Origin of the sequence: Streptomyces sp. WMMC500 (genome assembly GCF_027497195.1) — a bacterium.
In the GTDB taxonomy this organism is placed as follows: Bacteria; Actinomycetota; Actinomycetes; order Streptomycetales; family Streptomycetaceae; genus Streptomyces.
Map to the genome: position 1 here is coordinate 5,831,987 of NZ_CP114905.1, position 23,614 is coordinate 5,855,600.

The 23,614-nt window shown below is 71.7% G+C and carries 29 protein-coding genes and 1 pseudogene; 13 read left to right on the top strand and 17 right to left on the bottom strand.

The features are described 5' to 3' along the window. Nucleotides 1–12: 12 nt before the first annotated feature. Nucleotides 13–297: an antibiotic biosynthesis monooxygenase family protein gene (locus O7599_RS25145; protein ID WP_281617880.1), complete on the bottom strand. Its 285-nt coding sequence runs from the start codon at nt 295–297 to the stop codon at nt 13–15. Nucleotides 298–466: 169 nt separating this feature from the next. On the opposite strand from O7599_RS25145, the gene O7599_RS25150 reads away from it, so the two are divergent. The 4 genes and pseudogenes from O7599_RS25150 to O7599_RS25165 all read left to right on the top strand — a co-directional run. Then, nucleotides 467–1,228, top strand: a complete 762-nt coding sequence (locus tag O7599_RS25150; RefSeq protein WP_281617881.1) for an N-acetyltransferase — start codon at nt 467–469, stop codon at nt 1,226–1,228. A 132-nt stretch (nt 1,229–1,360) separates the two neighbouring features. Then, nucleotides 1,361–1,681 carry a DUF6247 family protein gene (locus O7599_RS25155; protein WP_281617882.1) on the top strand — a complete coding sequence of 107 codons (321 nt, stop codon included), beginning with the start codon at nt 1,361–1,363 and terminating at the stop codon, nt 1,679–1,681. Further along, nucleotides 1,681–1,920, top strand: a complete 240-nt coding sequence (locus O7599_RS25160) for a hypothetical protein (protein WP_281617883.1) — start codon at nt 1,681–1,683, stop codon at nt 1,918–1,920. The genes O7599_RS25155 and O7599_RS25160 overlap by 1 nt, the downstream gene beginning before the upstream one ends. Before the next feature lie 15 nt (nt 1,921–1,935). Beyond that, nucleotides 1,936–2,025, top strand: a pseudogene (locus tag O7599_RS25165) (N-acetyltransferase); the annotation flags it as partial. A gap of 33 nt (nt 2,026–2,058) precedes the next feature. Here O7599_RS25165 and O7599_RS25170 read toward each other — a convergent pair. Continuing rightward, entirely contained in the window at nt 2,059–2,547 is a 489-nt protein-coding gene (locus O7599_RS25170) for a DinB family protein (protein ID WP_281617884.1), read from the bottom strand. Between the two features lie 135 nt (nt 2,548–2,682). Continuing rightward, nucleotides 2,683–3,471: a methyltransferase domain-containing protein gene (locus O7599_RS25175; protein WP_281617885.1), complete on the bottom strand. Its 789-nt coding sequence runs from the start codon at nt 3,469–3,471 to the stop codon at nt 2,683–2,685. A 103-nt stretch (nt 3,472–3,574) separates the two neighbouring features. Here O7599_RS25175 and O7599_RS25180 point away from each other — a divergent pair, with 103 nt between their 5' ends. Further along, nucleotides 3,575–4,138, top strand: coding sequence for a helix-turn-helix domain-containing protein (locus tag O7599_RS25180; RefSeq protein ID WP_281617886.1), 564 nt, complete (start codon nt 3,575–3,577; stop codon nt 4,136–4,138). On the opposite strand, the gene O7599_RS25185 is transcribed toward O7599_RS25180, so the two are convergent. From O7599_RS25185 to O7599_RS25215, 7 genes are all read right to left on the bottom strand, one after another. Then, the gene (locus O7599_RS25185; RefSeq protein ID WP_281617887.1) at nt 4,115–4,468 is read right to left on the bottom strand and encodes a hypothetical protein; all 354 of its coding nucleotides are present in this window, start codon (nt 4,466–4,468) and stop codon (nt 4,115–4,117) included. The two genes, O7599_RS25180 and O7599_RS25185, sit on opposite strands and share 24 nt — an antisense overlap. 97 nt (nt 4,469–4,565) lie before the next feature. Beyond that, nucleotides 4,566–5,075 carry an ATP-binding protein gene (locus tag O7599_RS25190; RefSeq protein ID WP_281617888.1) on the bottom strand — a complete coding sequence of 170 codons (510 nt, stop codon included), beginning with the start codon at nt 5,073–5,075 and terminating at the stop codon, nt 4,566–4,568. A gap of 153 nt (nt 5,076–5,228) precedes the next feature. After that, nucleotides 5,229–5,837, bottom strand: coding sequence for a D-Ala-D-Ala dipeptidase VanX (gene vanX, locus O7599_RS25195; protein WP_281617889.1), 609 nt, complete (start codon nt 5,835–5,837; stop codon nt 5,229–5,231). Continuing rightward, on the bottom strand, nt 5,834–6,877 hold the full coding sequence (vanA, locus tag O7599_RS25200) for a D-alanine--(R)-lactate ligase (protein ID WP_281617890.1): 1,044 nt from the start codon (nt 6,875–6,877) through the stop codon (nt 5,834–5,836). Before vanA ends, vanX begins: the two co-directional genes overlap by 4 nt. Then, nucleotides 6,870–7,847, bottom strand: a complete 978-nt coding sequence (locus tag O7599_RS25205) for a D-isomer specific 2-hydroxyacid dehydrogenase family protein (protein WP_281617891.1) — start codon at nt 7,845–7,847, stop codon at nt 6,870–6,872. Before O7599_RS25205 ends, vanA begins: the two co-directional genes overlap by 8 nt. A 136-nt stretch (nt 7,848–7,983) precedes the next feature. Then, nucleotides 7,984–8,529 (bottom strand): dihydrofolate reductase family protein, encoded by a 546-nt coding sequence (locus O7599_RS25210; RefSeq protein ID WP_281617892.1) that lies wholly within the window; start codon nt 8,527–8,529, stop codon nt 7,984–7,986. Nucleotides 8,530–8,679: 150 nt separating this feature from the next. Continuing rightward, entirely contained in the window at nt 8,680–9,825 is a 1,146-nt protein-coding gene (locus tag O7599_RS25215; protein WP_281617893.1) for a peptidoglycan bridge formation glycyltransferase FemA/FemB family protein, read from the bottom strand. 175 nt (nt 9,826–10,000) lie between these two features. Here O7599_RS25215 and O7599_RS25220 point away from each other — a divergent pair, with 175 nt between their 5' ends. The 7 genes from O7599_RS25220 to O7599_RS25250 all read left to right on the top strand — a co-directional run bounded on the left by O7599_RS25220 (nt 10,001) and on the right by O7599_RS25250 (nt 15,848). Further along, nucleotides 10,001–10,987, top strand: a complete 987-nt coding sequence (locus O7599_RS25220) for a winged helix-turn-helix domain-containing protein (protein WP_281617894.1) — start codon at nt 10,001–10,003, stop codon at nt 10,985–10,987. Between the two features lie 216 nt (nt 10,988–11,203). Further along, complete coding sequence (locus tag O7599_RS25225) at nt 11,204–11,608, top strand: hypothetical protein (protein ID WP_281617895.1); 405 nt, start codon at nt 11,204–11,206, stop codon at nt 11,606–11,608. A 27-nt stretch (nt 11,609–11,635) separates the two neighbouring features. Continuing rightward, nucleotides 11,636–12,094, top strand: a complete 459-nt coding sequence (locus tag O7599_RS25230; protein ID WP_281617896.1) for an NUDIX domain-containing protein — start codon at nt 11,636–11,638, stop codon at nt 12,092–12,094. Between the two features lie 529 nt (nt 12,095–12,623). Continuing rightward, nucleotides 12,624–13,160, top strand: a complete 537-nt coding sequence (locus O7599_RS25235) for a hypothetical protein (protein WP_281617897.1) — start codon at nt 12,624–12,626, stop codon at nt 13,158–13,160. Further along, nucleotides 13,157–13,336 (top strand): hypothetical protein, encoded by a 180-nt coding sequence (locus tag O7599_RS25240; protein WP_281617898.1) that lies wholly within the window; start codon nt 13,157–13,159, stop codon nt 13,334–13,336. Before O7599_RS25235 ends, O7599_RS25240 begins: the two co-directional genes overlap by 4 nt. Before the next feature lie 49 nt (nt 13,337–13,385). Continuing rightward, complete coding sequence (locus tag O7599_RS25245; protein ID WP_281617899.1) at nt 13,386–14,384, top strand: family 43 glycosylhydrolase; 999 nt, start codon at nt 13,386–13,388, stop codon at nt 14,382–14,384. A 60-nt stretch (nt 14,385–14,444) separates the two neighbouring features. Then, nucleotides 14,445–15,848, top strand: coding sequence for a DUF6055 domain-containing protein (locus tag O7599_RS25250; protein WP_281617900.1), 1,404 nt, complete (start codon nt 14,445–14,447; stop codon nt 15,846–15,848). Nucleotides 15,849–15,928: 80 nt separating this feature from the next. Here O7599_RS25250 and O7599_RS25255 read toward each other — a convergent pair whose 3' ends face one another. Continuing rightward, complete coding sequence (locus O7599_RS25255; RefSeq protein WP_281617901.1) at nt 15,929–16,258, bottom strand: helix-turn-helix transcriptional regulator; 330 nt, start codon at nt 16,256–16,258, stop codon at nt 15,929–15,931. Nucleotides 16,259–16,344: 86 nt separating this feature from the next. Between O7599_RS25255 and O7599_RS25260 the strand changes: the two genes are divergently transcribed. Further along, nucleotides 16,345–17,520 (top strand): MFS transporter, encoded by a 1,176-nt coding sequence (locus tag O7599_RS25260; protein ID WP_281617902.1) that lies wholly within the window; start codon nt 16,345–16,347, stop codon nt 17,518–17,520. Nucleotides 17,521–17,536: 16 nt separating this feature from the next. On the opposite strand, the gene O7599_RS25265 is transcribed toward O7599_RS25260, so the two are convergent. From O7599_RS25265 to O7599_RS25290, 6 genes are all read right to left on the bottom strand, one after another. Then, nucleotides 17,537–18,328 carry an ABC transporter ATP-binding protein gene (locus tag O7599_RS25265; protein ID WP_281617903.1) on the bottom strand — a complete coding sequence of 264 codons (792 nt, stop codon included), beginning with the start codon at nt 18,326–18,328 and terminating at the stop codon, nt 17,537–17,539. Between the two features lie 2 nt (nt 18,329–18,330). Beyond that, entirely contained in the window at nt 18,331–19,428 is a 1,098-nt protein-coding gene (locus O7599_RS25270; protein ID WP_281617904.1) for an iron ABC transporter permease, read from the bottom strand. Then, entirely contained in the window at nt 19,428–20,495 is a 1,068-nt protein-coding gene (locus O7599_RS25275) for an ABC transporter substrate-binding protein (protein WP_281617905.1), read from the bottom strand. Before O7599_RS25275 ends, O7599_RS25270 begins: the two co-directional genes overlap by 1 nt. A 72-nt stretch (nt 20,496–20,567) precedes the next feature. Continuing rightward, a complete protein-coding gene (locus O7599_RS25280) occupies nt 20,568–21,695 on the bottom strand; it encodes a SagB/ThcOx family dehydrogenase (protein WP_281617906.1) in 1,128 nt (375 codons plus the stop codon). A gap of 205 nt (nt 21,696–21,900) precedes the next feature. Continuing rightward, nucleotides 21,901–23,100 (bottom strand): MFS transporter, encoded by a 1,200-nt coding sequence (locus O7599_RS25285; RefSeq protein ID WP_281617907.1) that lies wholly within the window; start codon nt 23,098–23,100, stop codon nt 21,901–21,903. Then, complete coding sequence (locus O7599_RS25290; RefSeq protein ID WP_281617908.1) at nt 23,093–23,506, bottom strand: hypothetical protein; 414 nt, start codon at nt 23,504–23,506, stop codon at nt 23,093–23,095. Before O7599_RS25290 ends, O7599_RS25285 begins: the two co-directional genes overlap by 8 nt. Nucleotides 23,507–23,614: the final 108 nt, after the last annotated feature.

The window sequence follows — 23,614 nt, forward strand, 5'->3', positions numbered from 1 at the left end:
GCGCGCGGCCTGCTACGGGGCCTCGACGCCGGAGATGCGGTACTTGCGTACCTCGGCGTCGAGGATCCGGGCGGACTGGTCGTCGTCCGGGCCGGTGCCGCGGAAGCGGAGGAGGTCCTCGTCGGTCTCCCACCGCTCGTACACGTTGATCCGGTCCGGCTCGACGAGGTCGGCGGACAGCGCGAAGTCCAGGCACCCGGCGGCTCTCCGTGCCTGCGCGACGACGTCCGCGCACCCGGCCAGATAGCCGTCGCGGTCGGCGGGCTCGACGCGCAGGGTCCCGGCGATGATGATCATGACGCTCCTCTTCGTTGCGGCTCGTGAGGACAGACCATCCCGGCACGCGGGACTCATCGCGGCGCCGCGCCGAGGCGAGCGGACGGAGGGCCCGTACGCGTACGCGCCCCGCGAGCCCGTGCTCCGCGGCCCGCCGCCACGGGCCACCCGCCTCGCTACACTCCGCCGCATGGAGCCGATCCGCGTCACCAGCCTCGCCGAACGCCCGGAACTCCGGGCCCGGCTCTGGGACATGGCCGACTCCTGGCCGGAGTTCATGACCCACGACCACGTCGCCAACGCCCTGCACGAGCGCATCGCCGAGGTCTTTCCGGAGCACGTGCACGTCGCCACCGACGACTCCGGCGCGGTGGTCGCCCGCGCGTTCGCCGTGCCGTTCGCGCTGCGCGGCGCGGGGCGCGACGGCGCGCTGCCGGGCCGCGGCTGGGACCAGGTCCTCGTCTGGGCGTTCCACGACCGGCGCTACGGCGTCGAGCCGGACACCGTCAGCGCGATCGAGATCGCCGTCGACGCGGGACAGCAGGGCCGCGGGCTGTCCGCCGTCATGCTCGGCGCGATGCGGTCCGCCGCCGCGGACCGCGGCTTCACCGAGGTCGTCGCCCCCGTACGCCCCAGCGCCAAGCACCGCGAGCCGCACACCCCGATGCCCGAGTACGCCGCCCGTACCCGTGCGGACGGCCTCCCGTACGACCCCTGGCTCCGCGTCCACGTCCGCGCCGGCGGCACCCTGGCCACCCCCGACCCGGTGGCCCCGGCGTCGATGGTCATCGGCGCCACACTCGCCGAGTGGCGCACGTGGACGGGCCTCCCTTTCGACACCCAGGGCTGGACCGACGTCCCGGGCGCCCTCGCCCCGGTCCGCTGCGAGCCGGACCGGAACTGGGCCGTGTACGTCGAACCGAACGTCTGGGTCCGCCACACCCTGCGCTGAGGTCACCCCGGTGTGGGCCGACGAATGTCGTACGCCCCGTGTGGCGGGTCTGACTCCGCTACATTTCCCGAAGCCGTAGATGCGTGAGCGGATGGTCGCACCGGTCGCCACGGCAGACTTGGAGGGATGGAGATGAGCGCTACCGAGACCGTCTGTCCGAGGACGCCCGAGGCCATACTCCACGCCCTGGAACGCAAGCCGGAGTGGCTGGAGTCCTTTCAGCAGGAGTGGATGGCCGCCGCCGCCGATTTCAGCGCGGAGGCGCTGGAGACCGTGCTGGACAAGTGGCATCCGGCCGCGATCGCCTGCGCCGTCCCCGGACACCTGGACGAGGTCGAGGACATGGTGCGCCGCGTCGACGACGGGGACGACAGCGACCTCGTCTTCTACGACGACGAAGGGCTGGCGTGGAGCGCCGCCAACGAGCGCCGGCCAGACCGGGACCGGCGCTGATGGCGACCTACACGATCCGCTATGCGGAGCGCGCGCGAGCGGCCAAGGACTGCCTGTCGCCCCGGCAGAAGTCCTCGTTAGAGGTGCTGGAGAAAAGGCTGGCCGGCAACCCCTACGGATTCGGTGCTCAAAGCAACCGCGACAGCAGTTGGTCGGCGTTCTTCACGGGCGGCGTGATCACATATGTGGTGTCGAATCGGTACCTGATCATCAACGTCATCGATGTCACCGCGGTCTGAGCCCGTACGCAAGACGGGTCCCTCACCCCGGTCCGCTGCGAGCCGGACCGGAACTGGGCGGTGTACGTCGAACCGAACGTCTGGGTCCGCCACACGCTCCGGTGAGGCCGCGGGGCGCGACCGGGGTCGGGCCGCCCGTCAGCGGCCCGTCGCGCCGTCGATCTGTTCGCGGAGGATGTCCGCGTGGCCCGCGTGGCGGCCCGTCTCCTCGATCATGTGCGTCAGCGCCCACCGCACGCTCGGCGCCTTCCCGCCCCGCCCCGGGACCTGCTCGCCCAGGTCCGCGCACCCGTCCAGGACCCGGTTCGCGCCGTCGACCGCCTCGCGGTAGCGGGCGACGACCTCCGCCACGGTGGCCTCCGTCGGGGCGTGGAACGTCGCCTGCCAGTCGGTCACCTTCTCCCCGAGGAACATCGCCCCCTCCACGTGCGTGAGGTGGTGCAGCAGGCCCAGCAGGTTCGTACCCGACGGCACTCCCGCCGTGCGCACCTGCGGGTCCGGGGCACCCTCGACCTTCGCGGCGATCGACGTCCTGAGGTAGTCGAGGAACCCGCGCAGCGTCTCGGCCTCGGTGCCCCCGGTACGTGGCGGCGGGGTGTCCCTGCGGCGGGACGCGGCGGCGGCCATGAGCGGCTCCTCTCCCGGCGATCAGCGGTCGGCGATCGCGTGGTCGGCGGTCAGCGGTCTGCCATCCCCGCCAGTGTCGGAGGCTGCCCCGCCTGCCGCGAGATTTCTTGCCGTTCCGGCAAACTCCCGCCCGGCTCACGCCCGCCGGAGCGCGTACCCCAGGTACGTCACCAGCGGGCTGCCCTCCCGGTCCAGCACCATGTCCACCAGCTCAGGCAACTGCTCGTCCGTCAGCGTGCCCCGCCTGCGCCCGCGCGTCGCGCGCACCAGGCTCCGCACGTCGCGCGGCTTGAAGGCCGCGACGTCCTTCGGCGACAGCCCCGCCCGGTCGAGGGCCTCGGCGAGTTCGGCGGGGCGGCGCAGCCGGCGTGCGGCGTAGCGGCCGCGCGGCATGATGCGTGTGCCCGGGAACGCCTGGAAGGCGCCCAGGTAGATGAGGCGGGACACGGGCGTGCGGTTCACCGTGTCGTAGACGAAGACCCCGCCGGGACGGCGCAGTACACGCGCCGCCTCCGCGAGGACCGCGTCCGGCCGCTCGGTGATCTCCAGGGTGTCGGCGCAGTACACGAGGTCGAAGGAGCCGGCGGGCAGGCCGAGTTCCTCGGCGGGCGCCGTCAGGTACGTGAGGCCCAGTCCGTCGTCCGCCTCCCTCGCCAGCGCCGTCGCGGCGGGGGAGGGGTCGGCGGCGACGACCTCGAAGCCGAGCCGGGCGAGCCCGCGGGCGGGCAGGCCGCGCCCGCTGCCGACGACGAGCGCCCGGCCGCCTGCCGCCGCGCCGCCGGACTCGGCGCGGCCCAGCTCCCCGAGTACGTACCGCACGTATGCGAGCCGGACGGACTGGAAGGTCACGGCCCGGATATGGCGGCCGTCGACAACCGAGGGCGACCCGGCCGAGTCGAGTGCGATGCGCGGGGCGGGGGTCATGGCGGGCGGCCTCCAGCGTCGACGGTGTGGCATCAAGGGTTCCCTGAGTAAACCTAGCAGCTTTAGGTTCCCTCAGGGAACCATGCGCGGGTACGATCCGGGTGTGACCCGTACTCCCCTCTCCGGCGTCGCGTGCTCGATTGCCCGCGCGACCGACCTGTTCGGCGACGCCTGGACCGCCCTGATCATGCGCGACGTCCTCGTCGGCATCCGCCGCTTCGACGAACTGGCCGAAGACCTCGGCCTGTCCCGCAAGGTCCTCGCCGCGCGGCTGGCCCGCCTGACCGAGGAGGGCGTGCTGACCCGAGAGCGCTACCGCGCCAGCCCGCCCCGCGACGAGTACGTGGCCACGGAGAAGGGCCGGGAGCTGTACCCGGTCCTGTTGGCGCTCATGGCCTGGGGCGACAAGTGGTACGCGGACCCCGCGGGCCCGCCCGCCAGGATCCGCCACAACACCTGCGGGCACGTCACCACGCCCGTCACGACCTGCGCCGTCTGCCGCGAACCCCTCACGCCGGCCGACACGACGCAACTCCCCGGCCCCGGCGGCCGGGCCGGCCCCGGCACCCGCCTCCTGGGGCCCCTCATCGCCGCCCGCGCGGACGACGACGGCACCGGCCCGCCTCGGGCCGCGGAGGCTCGGTCACACCTCATGACAGGTGAGTAACAGCGCGGTCCCCTCGGGAAACTCCAGCCGCATCGCGGCTTCACGTCCACCCGTCGCGGGCTGGTATTCGACGTGGACCGACTTCTTGTCGAACCAGGCGATGTCGAAGAATGTGCGTTTGCGCCGTTCCCAGAGTTCGATCGAGGAGGCCGTCGTGATCAGGTAGAACTCCTGCTCTTCCAGGCCCCTGACCTCCTCCAGCGTGACCCCGTCGAAGGTGGCGTCCTCGGGCGGAGGCGACGAGATCTCCTCACCCTCCAGGACGCCCAGTTCCAGAGACTGATCCCCATCACCACTCCGACCTGCCGCCCGTCGGAGTATCTGTAACACCGCCCCACCGGGACCCATCCCCGAAACGGTCCTCGCCCCGGCGGCTCCTACGCGAATCGCGCCGGGTACCGGGGAGTTCGTCGTGGATCTCGACGGTTCACCGGTTCGCCGCGGTCGTCGAGGCGGGGCGTACGGACCAGGCGCGCGGGCCTGCCGCCGACGCGCCCCCGTCCAGGTCCAGTTCCGCGCGGACCGTCTTGCCGATCGGCACGCGGTTCAGCACCGCCCACCGGTCGGCCAGTTCGTCCACGAGCAGCAGCCCGCGCCCGGAGTCGTCGTCCGCCGCCGGCACGCCCAGGCACCCGGGCGCGGGCGGCCGGCGCTCGCCCCGTACGTCGGACACCTCGATCCGCACGCACCGGTGCAGGAGGGAGAGCCGCAGCTCGAAGTCCCGTCCGGGCACGCGGCCGTGGGTCACGGCGTTCGCGGCCAGTTCGGCGACGATGACGGCTGCGTCGCAGGCGGTGGCGGTGTACGGGACGCCCCAGGCGTTGAGCTTGACGAGCGTCAGATGCCGGGCCAGGCGGGCGCCCAGCGGGGTGGAGCTGAATCGCTGGGAGAACACACGTACGGTGACGGGCGGGGAAGGCGTGGAGGGTGCGGCCATGCCCTGAATCTGACCCGATGGGGCGGGTGTTTGGCCAGCTCACAGCCGCGTACCTGGCCTACCGTACGTGGCCGCGGTGCGGGTGGTCACTGTGACGGAGTGTCACGGAGAGCGCCTTGTCCAGGGGCTCGGGCGTGGGGGCGGCAGCGCTCGTCAGAGGACGGGGAAGTCGAAGTAGGTGTCCGGGTAAGGCTCGTCGGTGAGTGAGTAATGCCACCACTCGCACTCGTACGCGCTGAAGCCGCACGACTCCATGACGGACCGGAGGCGCAGACGGTTCCGCGTCTCCGCCGGCGTGATCCCCGGTGCTCCGTGATGCGAGAGGGTGTCCATCAGGTCGTGGTCACCGCCCATGGGAGCGAGCCCGCCGGTGACCAGATCGAAGAGCGTCAGGTCGACGGTGCTGCCCCGGCTGTGACCCGACCTGGCGGCCACGTAGCCGAGGTCGAACATCTCGGCTCTGGTGATGTTCGGATAGTGCCGCGACTTCGTCAGGCCGTCCTCGGGCTGTTCGGCCCAGCGCAGAAAGCAGTCGACGGCGCGCTGGGGGCGGTAGCCGTCCCAGAGCAGCAGGCCGTAGCCGAGGGATTCGGCCTTCTTCCGCGCGCGCTCCAGGGCGGTGCACAGCTCCCTCGTGCCGGCGATCCGGTTGGCGATGTAGCCGTCCACCGGCTTGCCGGTGAAGTTGTCCCAGGTGGCGTACTTGGCGTCCCAGCGTATTCCGCGGACCAGCTCGTCCACGTAGAAGAAGTCGTCCTTCACCGGCTCTTCCCCGTCAGCGCGAGCGACACCGTCCGGTCGATCACGTCGCCGAGCGTCACCCCGGCGGCGGCCATCATCCTCGGATAACGGCTGTACGACGTCATGCCCGGGAACGTGTTGACCTCGTTGAGCACCACCGTGCCGTCCTCCTTGAGGAACAGGTCCACCCGCGCAAGACCCCGGCACCCCAGGGTGCGGTAGACGGTCATGGCCGTCTCCCGGACGAGCAGGCGCGACTCCGCCGGGATGTCGGCGGGCACGATGGCGGTCGAGTTGTCGGAACCCTTCTCCGGCTCGTCCTCCTGGTGAATCCGGAAGAACCCGTGCGAGAGGTCGATACGGTCCACCTCGCCCGCCGTCAGATCCACTTCGTTCCCCAGGATCGCGCACCCGACCTCGCTGCCGGTGACGGCCTCTTCGACCAGCACCTTCGCGTCGTACTGCCGTGCCGTTTCCACCGCGCTCTGCAGTTCCTCCTCGCGGGTCACCTTGGTGACGCCGAAAGACGACCCGGAACGGGCGGGCTTCACGAAGACCGGATAGGTGAGCCGGCCGGGATCGATCTTCTCGTCCGCGCTGACGGTCCAGAAGGTCGGTGTGGCGATTCCCGCGCCGCGGGCGACGGTGTAGGCGAGGGACTTGTCCATGCACACGGCGGAACTCTGCACATCGCAGCCCACATAGGGGATGCCGGAGAGCTCCAGCAGCCCCTGCATCGCACCGTCCTCACCCAGCCGGCCGTGCAGCACGGGCAGCACGACGTCCAGCGGGATCGTCTCGTAGCGCCCCTGCTCCCGGACGAGCAGCCCCCCGACGCTGCTGTCGGGCGACAGCAGAGCCGGGCGGCAGTCCGCGTCGTCCTCCCAGTCCGCGGCGGGGCCGCCGCACAGCTTCCAGGCTCCGTCCCGCGTGATGCCGACATAGACCGGTTCGTACTTCTCGGTGTCGAGGTGCCGGGCGATCTGCTGCGCGGACTTGACGGATACGGGGTGTTCCTCGGAACGGCCCCCGAAGATGATCCCGAGCTTCAGCCTATCCATACCGGTTCCCGCTTTCGAATTTCAGGCAGTTGGCGATCGAGTTGTGGAGCGTGTCGCGTAGCGCGTGGTCCGTGTAGTAGGCGGTGTGCGGACTGATGAAAACGTTGGGCAACTCCTGCAGCCGCAGGAGCTGCTTGTTCTCCATACGCTTGTGCCGGCAGTCGGCGTAGAAGATGCCTTCCTCGCCTTCGAGGACGTCGAGCGCCGCGCCGCCCAGCCTGCCGTCGGCCAATGCGGTGACCAGGGCCTCGGTGTCGATGAGCGCACCGCGTCCCGTGTTGACGACGAACGCGCCCTGCCTTATCTGCTCGATGCGCTGCTGATTCAGCAGATGGTGCGTGTCCTCGGTGAGCGGGGTGTGCAGCGTGACGATGTCGCTGCGCCGCAGCAGTTCATCGAGCGGAACGTAGTCCGCGGCGGTCCCGGGGCGGGGGTCATGGGCAAGGACGCGACAGCCGAATCCCCGCAGTCTGTCGATGACCGCGGCGCCGATACGGCCAGTTCCGACGACCCCGACGGTCAGGTCCCGCAGCTCTTTCCCGCGCGCTTCACCGAGTCGGTAGTCGTGCATGTCCGCGCGACGGATGACGGATTTCGCGTCGCGCACCGCCATCAGCATCATCATCAGCGTGTAGTCGGCCACGCTGTCCGGCGAGTAGGAGACGTTCTCCACCGTGATGCCGATGGTGTCGGCATATTCCACGTCGATGTGGTTGTACCCGATGCTGCGCGTGGAGACATACGCCACGCCGGCCCGGCCGAGCGCACGGAGAGCGGCGTTCGTGACGCGGGTCTTGTGCCCGACGCTGATGCACCGGCTGCCGGCTGCGAGATTACTGTTGGCTTCGGATACCGGTGCGTCGGTGATGACCGGCGTGACGCCGAATCGAGGTGCCAGTTCCCGGAACAAGACGGCCTCGTCCGGGCCGCACCCATACATGGTGATGCGGGGCGGTTCGCTGTGGGTCATGCCTCCAGTCAATGCGGCCGGGTGTTGCCGGGGCGTATGAGGTTTTCGATACGCCGGCGATACACCGCGGCGCGTTCACTGGGGACATGCCCCACAGGGAAACGCCGTGATCTCTCGCGGCCCCGGAGAGCCGCGCCTACTTCCGCACGCGGAAGCGGAGCATCGTGACGGCGCCCGACTGGATGTTGCTGAAGGGTTCCAGGTCGATCCTGTCGAGCCCCGGGGACGAGAAGCGGACACCGTCGCCGAGGAGCACCGGCAGGACGTACACCAGGATCTCGTCGACGAGTCCGCGCTGCAGGCACTGGGCGGCCACGTCGGCACCGAGGATCTCCAGGTTCCTGCCGCCCGCGGCGCTGCGTGCCGTGGCGACGGCTTCCTCGATGTCGCAGGTGAGGAACGTGACGGTGGGGTCCGGCTCCTCGGGGGGTTCGTGAGTGAGGACGAACTGTGCTCCCCCGTCGTAGGTGGTGTCCTGGCCGGCGGCCATACGCTTGCCGACCTCGTACGTGCCCCTGCCGACGAGCATGGCGCCCGTGGCCGCCATCACCTCCGGGAACGCATCGGCGGTCAGGTACTCGAAGATCCAGTCCATGGCGTGGCCGGGACCGGCGATGAACCCGTCCAGCGACATCGCCCTGTTCACGACCACTTTGCCGGTGCCCATGTTCAGATCACTCATGCGTCTTCTCCGAGGATTGCGGAAGCCCGAGGCCGAATCATAGTGCGGCGGCTCAAGGATTCTCACCACGCGGACGGCACTCGGTCATGCGCTGAAAATGAGCAGGCCCGAAGCGCTCACCGGAATTCTGCAATAACAGTACTCAGCGCCTCAGCGCCCGCGGCGCCTCATGTAGAGGTCGAAAGCCCGGTAGACCACCGGCCGCAGCGGCAGATCCCACTCCCCGACGTACCGCACCGCCTGACCCCCGGTGCCGGCCTTGAACCGGATCAGTCCGGCGTGCGCGTCGTCGGGGTCCAGGGTGGCGGTGATGCCGCGCAGGTCGTAGACGTCGCAGCCGGCCGCGAGGGAGTCGCGGATCATCGCCCACTGACAGGCGTTGGAGCCGCGCACCTCGCGCTTCTCGCTCGCGGAGGCACCGTAGGCGTACACCGCGTGGGTGCCGACGCGGACCAGGAGGGTGGCGGCGACCAGGTCGCCCTGGTGGCGGGCCAGATAGAGCGTGATCCGCTCGGGGTCCTCGGCGCGCAGAGCAGCGAACATGGTCTCGAAGTAGGGCAGGGGCCGAGGAGTGAAGTGGTCGCGCTCGGCGGTGTGGACGTAGAGGTCGTGAAAAGCCTTCAGGTCCTCGCCCACGGTGACCTCGACCCCCGCCTTCTCCGCCTTCTTGATGTTGCGGCGCCAGAGCTGGTTCATGCCTCGCAGGACGTCTTCCGCGGTCCTCCCGGCCAGCGGCACCGCGAACTTGAACTGCGGATGCCCGGACCCGAAGCCGTCCACCGCGTGCTGCGGCACCCACCCGACATCCCTGAGCTGCCCGGTGACCCGGGCACCCACCGGGTCGGTCCACCCGCCGGCCAGCTCGGTCAGCCGCCTGACACCCGGATCCGCGAGGCCCTCCTTGACCTGGTCGGCGCTCCAGGTGTGCGTACGCACCGGCGGCCCGAGCCGGATCGCGAACGCGCCGTGCGCCCGGAGATAAGCCGCCAGCGGATCGAGCCACGCGGCGATCTCGCCGCTCCAGTCGATGACCGGCCCCTCGGCCAGGTAGGCGAGCGTGAAACGGTCGAACCGCGGCACCGGCCGGTGCAGAACAAGCCCCGCACCGACCATGCGCCCGCCGTCGAACCAGCCCAGGGACTCGCTGCGCCACTCGGTCTTGACCCTGGCCCACGCCGGAGTCTGCAGAAAGCTGACCGACGGCTGCGCCCGTACGAACGCCAAGTGCTCGGCGGCGCTGATCGGTTGGACGGCCAGGCGCGTGCCGGCTGTCCGCGGTGGTTCGCTGGAGGCCATGCCGTCAGCCAAGGCGGCGGGGTGTTGTCGGCGCGTATGCGGTTTTCGATATGCCGACGATATGTGGGGGGCGGGCGGGTGCCCGTCCGGCCCCCGTGGGCGTACTCCCCGGCGTGAGCGGGAAGTTGCCCTGCAACTGAGACCGCGCACCACTCGTCTCATCCACGGGGGAATCATGCTTCACATCGAGTTCACTTCTGCCGATCTGAACCGCCTGCGGCTGGCGGGCGACGTCAGTCCCATGTGGGAAGTCGTCCTCAGCCTCCAGGCGCTGCAGACCGACCACGCCGCCCTCGCTCTCGACCCCTGGCGCCGCCGAGTACGGGCCGACCTGCGCGCCGCCGGGCTCGGCGGCACCCTGGAGTCGTTACAACGGCTTTGCCCGGAGGCCGCGTACTTTCCGGACTTTCTCACCCCCGCCAGTGCCGGGGGTCGGACGCTCGACGCCGAGTTGGACCAGGTGTTGACGACCCCCAAGGGCCGGCTGCGCAAGGAGATCGGGCGGCTGTGCGGCTACGGCCGCCCGCCCCGCGGCGCGCGGCGGTTGGCCGACGGGGACGCCGCCGCGATGCGGCGGCTCGGGGATGCCGTGCGGCGGTACTACGCGGTGGCCGTCGCGCCGTACCGGGAGGCGATCCGGTCCGCTGCCGCCGCCGACCGACCCGTACGGGCTGACGCAGCGCTGGGGGAGGGGGCGGAGGGGCTGTTGGCCAGTTTCGCGCCGGAGGTGGCCTGGCGCGGGGACCGGCTGGAGTGCGCGTACCCGGTGGACCGGGGGTTCGCGCTCGAGGGGCGGCCGTTGACGCTGATCCCCTCGTTCTTCTGCACCCGCAGGCCCGTCGCTCTCGCCGACCCCGACCTGCCGCCCGTGCTCGTCCACCCGCTCACCCCCGCCCCCGGCTGGCTCCCGGACTCCGACCCCGGTCGGGGCCCCGACTCCCTCGTACGCCTCATCGGCCTCACCCGCGCCCGCGTGCTGGAACTCCTCGACCGGCCCATGTCGACCGGGCGGATCGCCGACGCCCTGTACGTCGCGCCCGCCAGCGCCAGCCGGCACGCCGCCGTCCTGCGCGAGGCCGGGCTCGTGCGCTCCGAGCGGCGCGGGCCGTGCGTGATGCACCGGCGTACGGACCTGGGGGAGGCCCTGCTCAACGGCGGGTGACGCGGCGCGAGTTCGGGCGGCCCCCCGGCGGCTCCCCCGGGCGGCCCCCAGAGACCCCCGCACGCCCGCCCAAGGGTATGCGCCTGCTGTGACAACGCACCCGGGTCACGGGCACCGTGGGCGAGCGCGGTATGAGCGCGGCCCGGGTGATGGGGTACGGTGCCGGGCGGCCGCCGGTGCGTAGGGCGAGTCGGCTTCGGGGGTACGGCGTCGGGCGTGCCCTCGTTCCTGCGCTGGTGCATGAAGACGAACCGCATGCCCCGCCTCACCCTGCCGCCCCAGGTCATCAAGCAGGACCAGGGGCCACTGCATCAGCACCGCCGACTCGCCATTCTCCGGCGGGTTCTCAAAGACGACTCCCTGCCCCTGCGGGCCCGGGTCGCCGCCGCGCTCGTCCTCCTCTACGCCCAACCCGTCACCCGCATTGTCCGCCTCACCGTCGATGACGTCCTCGACAACGGGACCACCGTCACTGTCCGGCTGGGAGACCCGCCGTCTCCGCTTCCGGAACCCGTCGCCGACCTCATGCGGGCATACATCCAGTCCCGCCAGCAAGACCGCCACGAGACTGGTCACCGAAGCCGGAGGAACCTGGCGCCGATACGCCCCTGGCGACCATGAACGGCGCAGATGACTGACAATGCCGGGATGATCCGACCCAGAATCCGTGTCGCCGCATACGTGATCCGGAACCGCGCCGTCCCCGAAGTTCTGGTCTTCGACCACACCGGCATGCCCGAGGCCGGTACCCAAGTCCCGGCGGGGGAAGTCAAATCAGGGGAGGATCTGGAGGAAGCGGTCCTTCGAGAGGTCGCCGAGGAGACCGGCCTGCTGACAGCCACGGTCGTCCGACAGATCGCCGTGGAGAGCAAGCCCCATCCCAACACCGGTCAGCCACGACGAACCACCTTCTTCTATCTGCAGGCATCAGCAGATACCCGAGATGCGTGGAACCACCACGTCAAGGGCGACGGAGATGACGCTGGCCTTATCTTCACCTGCCGGTTCCTCCCCCTCCCTCTGGAGCAACCACTGGCAGACGACCAAGACGCATGGCTGGGCCACATTGACCCGCGCTGGACCACCGCCAGTGGCGACAGCCAGTAATCAAAGGTCGGCCCCAGTCGCTGAATACGCGACACCTCAACATGCGGACTTACCAGTCCCGAGGCCGGATTCCGGCCGCGCGAGGCGGATTCGCGGGCCTCTCGGGTTGACGCCGTCCGCGCTGGGAGTATTTTCAGATGGTGCCAAATCCCGTACGTTGCCTGATATATCGAACGTCGAAGGTGGCACCCCCCATGGACGCACCCCCCCACCAGAAGGCGATTACCGGCGACGGCGACCAGCGGCGCAGCCGCCGTCCCGCTCGGCCGGTCCGGAGCGGCGGCGTCGCCGATCGCCGCCCGCTCCGGGCCGCGTCGCCCGGCGCCGGCTACGGGTGGGGGCACCTGTCCGCGTACCCGGAGAGCTTCTTCGACCGGCTGGAGGCGGGGAGCGGCGTCTGGGCGCCGCACTGCACCACAACGTCTACCGGCGCACCGGAGGTTGAGCGCCTGTATTCGGTATCTCGGGCACTGTTCTCTATATCGGCATGTCATGTGCACGACTAATGACGAAAGACGGGAGGAACAAGGTGAAACGACGTGCGGTACTGGCCGCGACGGCCGGGGGCGTGGCGACGGTCGGTTCGTGGGCGCTCACCGGGACCGCCCAGGCGGCCGAGGGGCCGACGGCGGCGGGGAAGCGGGCCGCCGACCCGCCCACCGGGACGGTGCGGGTGTTCTGGCTCCGGCCCAGGGACGTGCCGTCCGACCAGCGGTACCCCGACGGCATCTCCGGTGTGCTGCGCGAGTCGCAGCGCTACTACCGGCAGGAACTCGGCGTGACGTTCCGGCTGAACGACCCGGTGGTGGAGGTGGTCGACGGTGCACACGATCAGGCGTGGTACGAGAACACGCCGCACGACGCCGAAGAGTACTGGTGGGTCGTGTTCAACATGCAGCAGGAGCTGATGTCCAGGTTCGGCCTCAGGTCCCGGACCAGCGCTGGCTGTGCGTCGGCGAGATCAGCGCCGAGAAGGACGGCGTCTCCGGCGGCGGCGGTGGTGCGGGCTGGGTCATCCTCAGCGGCCACGACGCCGACGGCGCGGCCGGGATCAACGGCCCCATGAACCGGTGGTACGGCGGCATGGTGCACGAACTGGGCCACGCCTTCGGGCTGCCCGACTCCACGTACACCGACGGCACGCCGATGTCGGCGTCCTTCTACGACTACCCGAACTGCCATTTCAACCAGCAGCAGAAGGACGGGATCCGGAACGGCCCGTACGGCGGCTTCCTGTCCTGAGCCGCCCCGGTGCCGTCGTGCGCACACCAGCCAAGAAGGAGGCACCGCAATGACGTACCGGAGACTGTTCGCCCGACTGGTCCCGGCAGTGGCGGCCCTGCTCCTCACCACCACCGTGGCCGCGGCCGAGACCCCGGCCCGTACCGGCCCGGCGGAGAACCCGATCGTCACCGACATCTACACCGCCGACCCCGCGACGCTCGTCGTCGACGGCACCGCGTACGTCTTCACCGGGCGCGACGAAGCGGCGCCCGGCCAGCAGGCGTTCGTGATGCGCGAATGGCACGCCTTCTCCTCGCGGTCCCCCTCGAACGACCCGGCCGCCTGGCAGCACCACGGCGCGGTCCTCTCGCTCGACACCTTCGCCTGGGCCGGCGCCAACGCCTGGGCCTCCGAGGTGGTGCAGGGGCCCGACGGCCGGTTCTACTGGTTCGTCTCGGTCGACGGCCGCACCGACGGCGGGTGGATGAACATCGGGGTGGCGGTCGCCGACCACCCGCTCGGCCCGTACCGGGACGCCCTCGGCGGCCCGCTGATCTCGGACGCCACCCCCGGCTCGTCCGCGCTGAACATCGACCCGACGGTGTTCCTCGACGACGGCGAGGTCTACCTGTACTGGGGCTCGTACTGGGAGCCAAGGGCGGTGCGCCTGCAGGACTCCATGACCGCACTCGACGGCGCGGTCTTCGAGCCGGCGGGCCTGACGGGATTCTGGGAGGCACCCTGGCTCTTCGAGCGGGGCGGCGTCTATTACCTGGCCTACGCCTCCAACTCCGGCGCCGACTGCGTCACCGACTCGGCCTACGCCTGCATCAGGTACGCGACCGCCGGCAGCCCCGCCGGTCCCTGGACGCACCGGGGAGTCGTGCTGGGCCAGGTGAGTTCGACCACGAACCATCCAGCGATCATGGAGTTCGGCGACCGGTGGCACATGGTCTACCACACGGCCGGCGCTCCCGGCGGCGGCAACTTCCGCCGCTCCGTGGCCATCGACGATCTGTTCTTCAACCCCGACGGCACCATGCGGAAGGTCGTCCAGACCCCCTGAACCGACGGCGGCCCGGTCCTTCCCCGGGCCGCCGCCTCCCCCACAGAAGAAGGTGATCCCATGTTCCGCAGACGACACACGTCCGGCTTACGGGCCCGGTGGCGGCGCGGCCTCGCCCTGGCCGCCGCGTCGGCGGTGGCCCTCGTGCTCGCGGGCCCGGCCGGTGCGGTCAGCCAGTCCGCCGCGGTCAGTCCGGCCGCCGCGGCACCGGACACGGAGGTCCGGGCGGCGAAGCAGACCCGGGTCCCGCAGTTCATGATCGACGCGGGTGCCTCGACCCGCAACGTCGCCGAGTCGGAGCACTTCGCCGTCCGCTGGGGCGACGCGGTCGACGCCGTCGCCTGGGGCCGGCAGAACCGCGGGATCGACAACTATCCGCAGTGGGTCGCGGACCACATGGACGACATCTACGACTACTACGTGAACCAGGTCGGGTTCGTCGATCCCGCGGACCACCAGGCCGGATCCCGGTACCGGATCAACCTCTACCTGTGCGGGACCTGGTCCGGCGACTTCCTGCCGCCGGCCAACTGGGCCGGCCGCGACGACATCGGGCTGGGCCACATGTGCCTGCCCTACGACAAGATCTGGGACGACTGGGTCGAGTCGCACGAGTTCAACCACGTCCTCCAGAACTACGCCGTCGACCTCAACATCGCTGCCGGCCACGGCGGCGGCTGGGGCGCCGGCAACCCGGTGTCCGGGCCGGTGTGGGAAGCGCACGCCAACTACATGGCCCGCATGAAGCGCCCCGACGTGGTCGTCGGATCCGGCTACTACGTCGACCGCCAGCACCGCCGGTGGCTGTCCCAGGAGACGTACTACGGCGACTGGATGCTGTTCACCACCATCCGGGACCTCTACGGGCCGCAGGCGGTCGACCGGCTCTGGTACGAGGCCGAGCAGGGCGAGCACCCGATCGACACCATCAAGCGCGTCCTCGGTCTCGACCACCAGGAGTTCGCCGGGCTGATCGCCGAGTACACCTCCCGGCAGGTCGTCTACGACTTCGCCGACGGCGCCGCCATCCGCGGCGACCTCTGGCGCGGCGGCGGGAGCTACCGCCCCCTGCACACCGATCCCCTGCAGAGCCTCGGCGGCGGCCTCTACCGCATCGCGGACAGCGACGCCCCGCACCAGTACGGGCACAACGTCATCCGGTTGAACCCGACCGGCGGCCAGGTCTCCGTCCGGCTGACGGGCCGGTCCGGCCTCTCCGGCGCCGACTGGCGGTTCCGCCTCGCGGCGGTCTCCCCCAATTTCTCCGTCCGGTACAGCGCCGCCTTCGCGCCCGGCCAGACGGCGGACTTCGGTCTCCAGAGCGGCGAGACGCACCTGATGCTGGTCGTCGCGGCCACCCCGTCCCAGCACCGCAACTACCCGATGTGGCAGGTCGGGGTCGGAGACCCGTTCCCCTACGAACTCTCGATCCAGGGCGCGTCTCCGGCACGCGCGACGCAGTAGCGCCGGAACGTCGGCAAGCGCACGTGCGGCCCGTCGTCACCGCAGGCGGCGGGCCGCCCGGGCGCCGCGGGTGGCGCGTTTCAGGAGGACCCCGCCGGGTGCCGGGAGGCGCCGTTCAGCACCGAGTCCAGCAGGCCCGGGAACCGCTCCTCCAGGTCGTCCCGCCGCAACCGCACCAGCCGCGTGCGGCCCTGGACCGTCGTCCACGTCACGCCCGCCTCGCGCAGCACCCGGTAGTGGTGCGACATCGTCGTCTGGTGGACGTCGAGGTCGCCGCCGATGGCGTTGCAGCTCTCCTCGCCCGTCGCGGCGAGCCGTAGCACGACCTCCAGCCGCACCGGGTCGGCGAGCGCGCGCAGCACGTCCACCATCCGGATCGACTCGGCCGTGGGCTGGGACACCTCGCGCATCGTCTTCCTCTTCTCCGGTACGGCCCCAGCCTACCCACCCATTGATACATGGACAACTATCCATGTGTTCTCTAGAGTGCCGTTCCGTGACCAGACAGCTCCTGCCCCTCGCCCTCGCCACCTTCGCCGTCGGCACCGACAGTTACGTCATCGCCGGCCTCCTCCCCGCCATCGCCGCCGACCTCGGGGTGTCCACCCCCGCGGCCGGGCAGCTCGTGACGGTCTTCGCCCTGACGATGGCCGTGTCCGCGCCCGTCTTCGGGGCGCTCACCGGCGGGCTCGACCGGCGGACGACGCTGCTGATCGCGCTCGGCGTCTTCGTCGTCGGCAACGCCGCCACCGCCCTGGCCACCGGCTACGCGACCGCCATGGCCGCCCGCGTCGTCACCGCCGTGGGCGCCGGCGTCATCAACTCCGCCGCCTCCAGCACCGCCGCCGCGATCGTGCCGCCCGAACGGCGCGGCCGGGCGCTGGCGTTCGTGCTGGGCGGGCTGACGCTGGCGACCGCCCTCGGGCTGCCGCTCGGCACGCTGATCGGCCGCGCCGACTGGCAGGTCACGCTCTGGGCCGTCGCCGGGACCGGGCTGGTGGCGGCGGTCGGCGTCGCCGTCGGGCTGCCCGCCGTGCGGCTGCCCGCCGCCTCGCTCCGCGACCGGCTGCGTCCGCTCGCGCACGGCGGCCGGGTGCCGGCGCTGCTGGCCGTCACGATGCTGGCCTTCCTCGGCGCGTACACGCTCTACACCTACGTCGCCCCCGCCCTCCGCGACGCCACGGACGGCGACGAGTCGCTGCTCACCCTGGTGCTGCTGGCCTGGGGCGTCGGGGTGCTCGCCGGGAACACCGCCGCGGGGCGGCTGGTCGACCGCCGCGACCCCGCCCGCGTCCTCACCGGGCCGCTCGCGCTCGCCGTCCTCGCCCTGGCGCTCACCCCGCTGGCCACCCGCGCCCTCATACCCGCGCTGGTGTGGGCGGCGGTCTGGGGCGTGGCCGTCGGCTTCGTCGTCGTGCCGCAGCAGCACCGGCTCGTCGCGCTCGGCCCGGCCGCCGCGCCGGTCCTGCTCGGGCTCAACTCCTCCGCCCTGTACGCCGGGATGGCGCTCGGCGGCGGGCTGGGCGGGCTGGCGCAGGAGTGGTTCGGACTGAGCCCGGCGGGGCTGGGACCGGTGGCCGCGGGGGTCACCGGCGTGGCGCTGCTGTGGCACCTGGCTACGTCCCGGGCGCCCCGGCCGTCCCGGACGTCCCGCGCGCGGACGCCGGCCTGAAGGCCGGGCCCGGGCTTCAGGCGCCGGGTTCCGGGCCGCGGCCGGCGAGGACGACGTGGGGCCGGCCGCTGCGCGGGTGGGCGATGACGTCCGCCTCGACGCCGAACACGCTGCGCAGCATCTCCGGCGTGATGATCCGCTCTGGGTCGCCGTGCCGTACGGTCCCGCCGTCGCACATGACGACGAGCCGGTCGCAGTACTCGGCGGCGAGGTTCAGGTCGTGCATGGCCATGACCGTGGTGAGCCCCTGGTCCCGGACGATGCGCATCAGCTCCTCCTGGTGCGCGAGGTCGAGGTGGTTGGTCGGCTCGTCCAGCACGAGCACCGTCGCCGCCTGCGCGAGGGCGCGCGCGAGGAAGACGCGCTGCCGCTCGCCGCCGGAGAGCGTGCTCACGGAGCGGTCCGCCATGTGGTCGACGCCGGTCCGCCGCATCGCGGTCTGGACCCGTTCGCGGTCGTCCCGGCCCAGGGCCTGCAGGGCCTGGAGATAGGGGGTCCGGCCGACGGCCACCAGTTCCTCGACGGTGACGTCGAAGGTGACCTTCGTCTCCTGGGGTACGCCGGCGATCAGTTGGGCCGCGGGGCGCGGCTTCATCGACCACACGTCCCGGTCGTCGACGCGCACCGTGCCCGACTCGGGCCGCAGATGCCGGTAGACGGTCCGGATCAGCGTGGACTTGCCGGCCCCGTTCGGCCCGATCAGGCCGATCAGCGTGCCCGCGGGTGCCTCCAGGGCGGCGTTCACCACCACCTTCACGGAGCCGAGGGACACCGACACGCCCTCGATGACCAGCATGCCCTCGCGCACTGCTACGCCCCTCCCAGTCGGACTTCGCGGCGGCTCATCAGGTAGAGGAACAGCGGAGCCCCGATCACGCTGGTGGCCACCCCCACCGGGAGTTCCTGCGGCGACATGACCGTACGGCAGGCGATGTCCACCGTGAGCAGGAAGAGCCCGCCGAGCAGCGCCGCCATCGGCAGGAGCCTGCGGTGGTCGTTGCCCACCAGCAGCCGGGCGATGTGGGGGACGATCAGCCCGACGAACCCGATCGCGCCGGAGAGGGCCACCGCAAGCCCCGTGAGCAGCGCGGCGACGACGAAGAGCGTCACGCGCAGGCGCTGCGGGTCCACTCCCACGCTCGCCGAGGTCTCGTCGCCCAGGAGGATCGCGTTGAGCTGGCGGGCCCGCGACATGAGGTAGGCGAAGCCGGTCACCAGTCCCAGCGCGGGAAGGCCGAGTTGGTCCCAGGACGCGCCGGCGAGACTGCCGAGGAGCCAGAAGAGGGCCGAGTTCGTCGTCCCCGGGTCCTCGGCCTGGAAGACGAGGTAGTTGGTGATCCCGGAGAGGCCGGCGCCGACCACCACCCCGGCGAGCAGCAGCCTGGTCGGCGAGAACTCTCCCGTCAGCGTGACGAAGGCGTAGATGACCAGAAGCGCGGCGAGGGCGCCGGCGAAGCCCGCGAAGCCGGCCGAGATCCCGCCGAAGACGCCGACGCCCAGGACCATGGAGGCCACCGCGCCGAGCGCCGCGCCCGACGAGGTGCCCAGCAGGTACGGATCGGCGAGCGGGTTGCGTACGAGAGCCTGGGTGACGACGCCCACGACGGACAGAGCGGCGCCGACCAGTAGGGCGAGCAGGACGCGGGGCAGCCGGAGGTCCCACACGATGCCGTCCTGCACGAGCGTCCATCCGTCCGGGTCGCCGAGTCCGGTGATCCGGTGGACGAGGATCTCCACCACCGTGGGCGCGGGGATGGCGACCGAGCCCACCGCGAGCGCGACCACGGACAGCAGGGGCACGCACAGGACGAGGCCGGCCACCGCCCACCGGATGCCGCCGCGGGCGGGACCGGACCCGGCGGCGAACCGGACGCGGGCGGCGGACGCCCCGGCCTTCGTGCGCGGCATCAGCCGACGAGGCCGGGGTGGAGTTCCCGGGCCAGGCCGGCGACGGCGTCGGCGTTGCGCACGCTGCCGACCGCGTACTCCTCGTAGGTCACCGGGATGAACCTGCGCTCCTTGACCGCGGTCACGCCGGCCAGCGGCTCGAAGTCGTCGAGGAACTTCTCGGCCTCGTTCACGACCTCGTCGAACTCGGCCTTCGTGTCCTTGCCGTAGACGACGATGGCGATCGCGTCGGGGTTGCGGTCCGCGACCTGCTCCCAGCTCACCTTCTCGTAGGTGCTGTCCAGGTCCGCGAAGATGTTCTTCCCGCCGGCCTGGGTGATCACGGCGTGGGCGAGGGTCCGGTTGCCCTGGGCGTACGGGGTCTGCGTGCCCTCCTCGTACTCGAAGCCGAAGACGCTGACGGGCTCCGCGGAACCGACCCGCTCCCGGACCGAGGCGACCTTCTCGCGCATGCCGGACACGAGGGCGTCGGACTCGGCCTTCACGTCGAAGATCCGGCCGTAGTTGTCCAGGTCCTTGTAGACGGAGGCGAAGTCGGTGACCGGGGCCTTGGACGCCGCTTCGCAGGACGTGCTGAACGCGTAGTAGGAGTCGATGTCCCGCTCGGTGAGCTGCGCCTGGCTCAGCGCCCCGAGGCCCGCGTCGAAGTTCGACGACCAGCCGCCCACGACCAGGTCGGGCTGCACGTTCAGCAACTGCTCCTTCTGGACGGGCGCGTAGGACTTCGGTTTGTACTCGCCCGACAGCTTGTGCAGGCCGTCCGCGACGCGCTCCAGTCCGGGGCGGAACGCGCCCGGGGCCACGGCCTGAATCCCCGCGATCCGGTCCTTCAGGCCCAGGGACAGCAGCATCTCCAGCACGCTGGAGGTCACGGTCGCCACCCGGGCCGGAGCCGCCCGGAACGTCGACGTGTGCCCCGTGCAGTCCGTCACCGTCCGCTTCGCGTACGGCTCGCCGTCCGTGGCGGCGGCCGGGGAGGAGTCCCGTCCCGCCGGCCCTCCGCATCCGGACAGGCACAGCACCGCCAGCGCCAGGGCCGCGGCGATCGGGGTGGTTCCTCTGCGCATTCCATCATTCCGTTCTCGGTGGGTGGCCGAACCCCCGGCGGGCGCGGGCCCGTCGGCGGACTCGGCCCCGGGCTAGCGGGGGGACGCGGCGACGCTCATGTCGATCGGATGGCCGTCGACCGGCCCGGCCGGGCGGCCCGCGCCGATCAGGTAGAGGGCGGTCTCGGCGATGCCGTCGACGCCGAGGGCGGCTTCTGCCTCGCTGTCGCGGAACGCGGCGGTCTGGAAGGGGCCCAGGCCCGTCGCCGTGCTCACCAGGGCGAAGGTCTGCGCGAGGTGCCCGGCGTCCAGGAGGATCATCCGCAGCGTGCGCGGGTGGCGGTACTTGTACGTCGCCCTGGACACCAGCGCGGTCATGAAGACGACGAAGCCTGCCGTGACCGCCATCTGCTGGCCGAAGCCGAGCCGGTCCACGTGCCCGGCCCGGAACTCGGGGTCGATCAGCTCCAGCGCGTGCTGCTCGACGTTGTAGTGGTAGAGGCCGGGTGCGACGCCCTCGACGTTGAGCACGCCCACGTACGCCTCGATCTCGTGGCGTGCGCCGCCACCGGGGCTGGTGCGCATCATGAGCGTGCCGTACTCGCGGGCGTCCACGAAGTACATCGGGCCGAAGGTGTAGTGCAGCGTCGTGGCGAGCTGCCGCAGCGTGACCGGTTCCGCGGTGAACTCGCGGTGGGTACGGCGGGCCAGCAGCACCTCGTCGAAGTCCCGGCGCAGCGGCAGGAACGCCCGGGGCAGCCGGACCCGGGGGGCGTCGGGGTAGCTCTTGAAGACGGGCGGCGGGGGGCCGGTCTCCAGCGCGACGGCGGTGGCCGCCGCGCGGTGCTCCGCGTCGTCGCCGATGTACACGGCGTCCTTCGTGCCGAAGTGGAAGAACCGGGCCTCCTCGCTCCAGGCGGCCCACTCCGAGGCCAGCAGGTCCTCCTGCCCGGCCTGTTCCGGGGTGTGCAGGAGCCCGGCGTCCGCCAGGGCGTCGATGGCGGTGCGGACGGACGCGGGGTCGTAGCCGGACAGGGCGTCGAGGACCGACTCGGGATCCGTCCAGTCCTCGAAGCGCTGCAGCAGGCGCAGCGCGTCCTCGTCGACGGCGACCGCGTTGTCCTCGTCCTCGTCGGAGGACTTGGCCGACAGGTAGTCTTCGAGGACGAAGTCGCCCTCGTGCCAGTAGCCGACCAGGCTGCGCGTGCGGCGTAGCTTCATGCCTTTCCTCCTTGGAGGGTTCTCCGGGGGTGATGCAGGGTGCGGGGCGGCAGTCCGCGCCGCCCCGCACCCGCGGTTCAGCGGGTTACGCCGCGTGGTTCGACAGGAGCTTGCCGCGCGTCTTCTTGGCGCGGACCTGGACCTTGAGCTTGGCCATGGTGTTCACCTCCGTTCGCATTCCGGTCGGTTGGTGCGCCCTCGCGTCTCACGACGGCGAGGGAGTACGGGGGCGCAGCAGGTCGATGCGCCAGAAGGCGGCCAGCGCCGCGAGGGCGAGCAGCCCGGCCGCGACGACGACCCCGGCACGCCAGTGGGTGTCCTGGACGAGCCAGCCGCCGAGGCCGGTGCCGGCGGCGTTGCCGCCGAAGGTGGCGGTGGTCGCCCAGGCGAATCCCTCGGTGACCGTTCCCGCGGGCGCGCAGCGGCTGATCAGGCTGAACTCGCCGATGGTCGCGGGGGTCAGGGCGAGCCCGGTGAGGACGGCCAGCCCGAACATGACCGCGAAGCCGGTCCCGGCCAGGAGGAACAGCACGCAGGCCGCGTACAGGGAGAGCAGCACCACGTAGCGGCGTTCGACGGGTGCGGTCCAGTTCCGGCTGCCGTACCACAGGCCGCTTGCCGCGCTGCCGATGCCGACGGCGGAGTAGAGCAGGCCGCCCGAGGACGCGTCGCCGGAGGCGTCCGCGAACCCGATGAGCGAGACGCGTACGACGCCCAGGGCCGCGGCGGTGGCGGTGATCGTGGACAGCAGGAGCAGGAACCCCGCCGCGCGCAGCGGGCTGATGCCCCGCCTGGCGCCCGTGGGCCGGGCCGACCGGCAGGCGGGCAGCGCGGTGAAGACGAGCGTGCCGGCCGCCATGAGGAGGCCGGTCACCGCCACCGCGGCGGAGGGCCCGGCGACGGCGGACAGCCCCGTCACCACCAGCGGTCCGGCGATGAGGAAGGCGTCCAACTGGAGGGAGTCCAGGGCGAGTGCGCTCTCGCGCCGCCGGTCGTCGAGCAGCCGCGGCCACAGCGCGCGCTGACACGCGGAAACCGGCGGCACCGACGCTCCGGCGAGAAAGGCCGCGGCGCCGAGCGGCCAGGCCGACGACAGCCAGGCGGCAGCCGCCAGACAGATGCCGAAGGCGCAGGCGTTGACCGCCGCGGCGGACAGCAGCGGCCGTACCGGGCCGTGCCGGTCCGCGGCCCTGCCGAGGGCGGGGCCGAAGACGGCGTGGCCGATCCCGGCGGCGGCACCCACCGCGCCCGCGGAGCTGAGGGATCCCGTCTTGTCGTGCGCCAGGAGGATGAGGCCGAGCCCGTACATGCTCACGGGCAGCCGCGCGAGGGCGCCGGCCGCCAGCACGGCGGGGACCTGGGGGGTGCGCAGGAGCGCCGAGTAGGACGAGGAGGATTCAGCCATGGCCGCAGCCCTCCGCGGCGTTGCCTAACCCCACCGGGGTCTTCGGGGACGACGCCGGAGAGGGACGGCATCCGCACGACTCGGTCTTGCAGGCGCCGGCGTTCGCCGTGGCCGGGCGGGTGAGGTGCCCGTACAGGAGCGTGACGGCGGCCGACACGTCCGGCGGCACGGACCACTCGCGGCATCCGCCGCGGGGGCCCGCGAGCACGGCGGCGACCCCGTCCTCGGGGCAGGTGCGCACGCAGCCGGACGCCGCCACGGTCAGGGAGTCGCGCCCCAGCAGCCCGTACAGCCGGCTGCGGAACTCCCGTACCCAGGCGTCCCCCGCCTCGGGACGGCATCGCCGGCAGACGAACAGCATGGCGTCGTGCCGTGGCCGGCCGTCGGCGCTCTCCTGAAGGCTCACCCCTAGTCAGTCGGGAGCCGGGCCCGCCGAGTTCCCGGCGCGGGCCCGGCGATTCGACGGATGCGCTTCTGCGCGCGGCCCGTTCCGGCCCGGCCGGCTCCGGCGCGA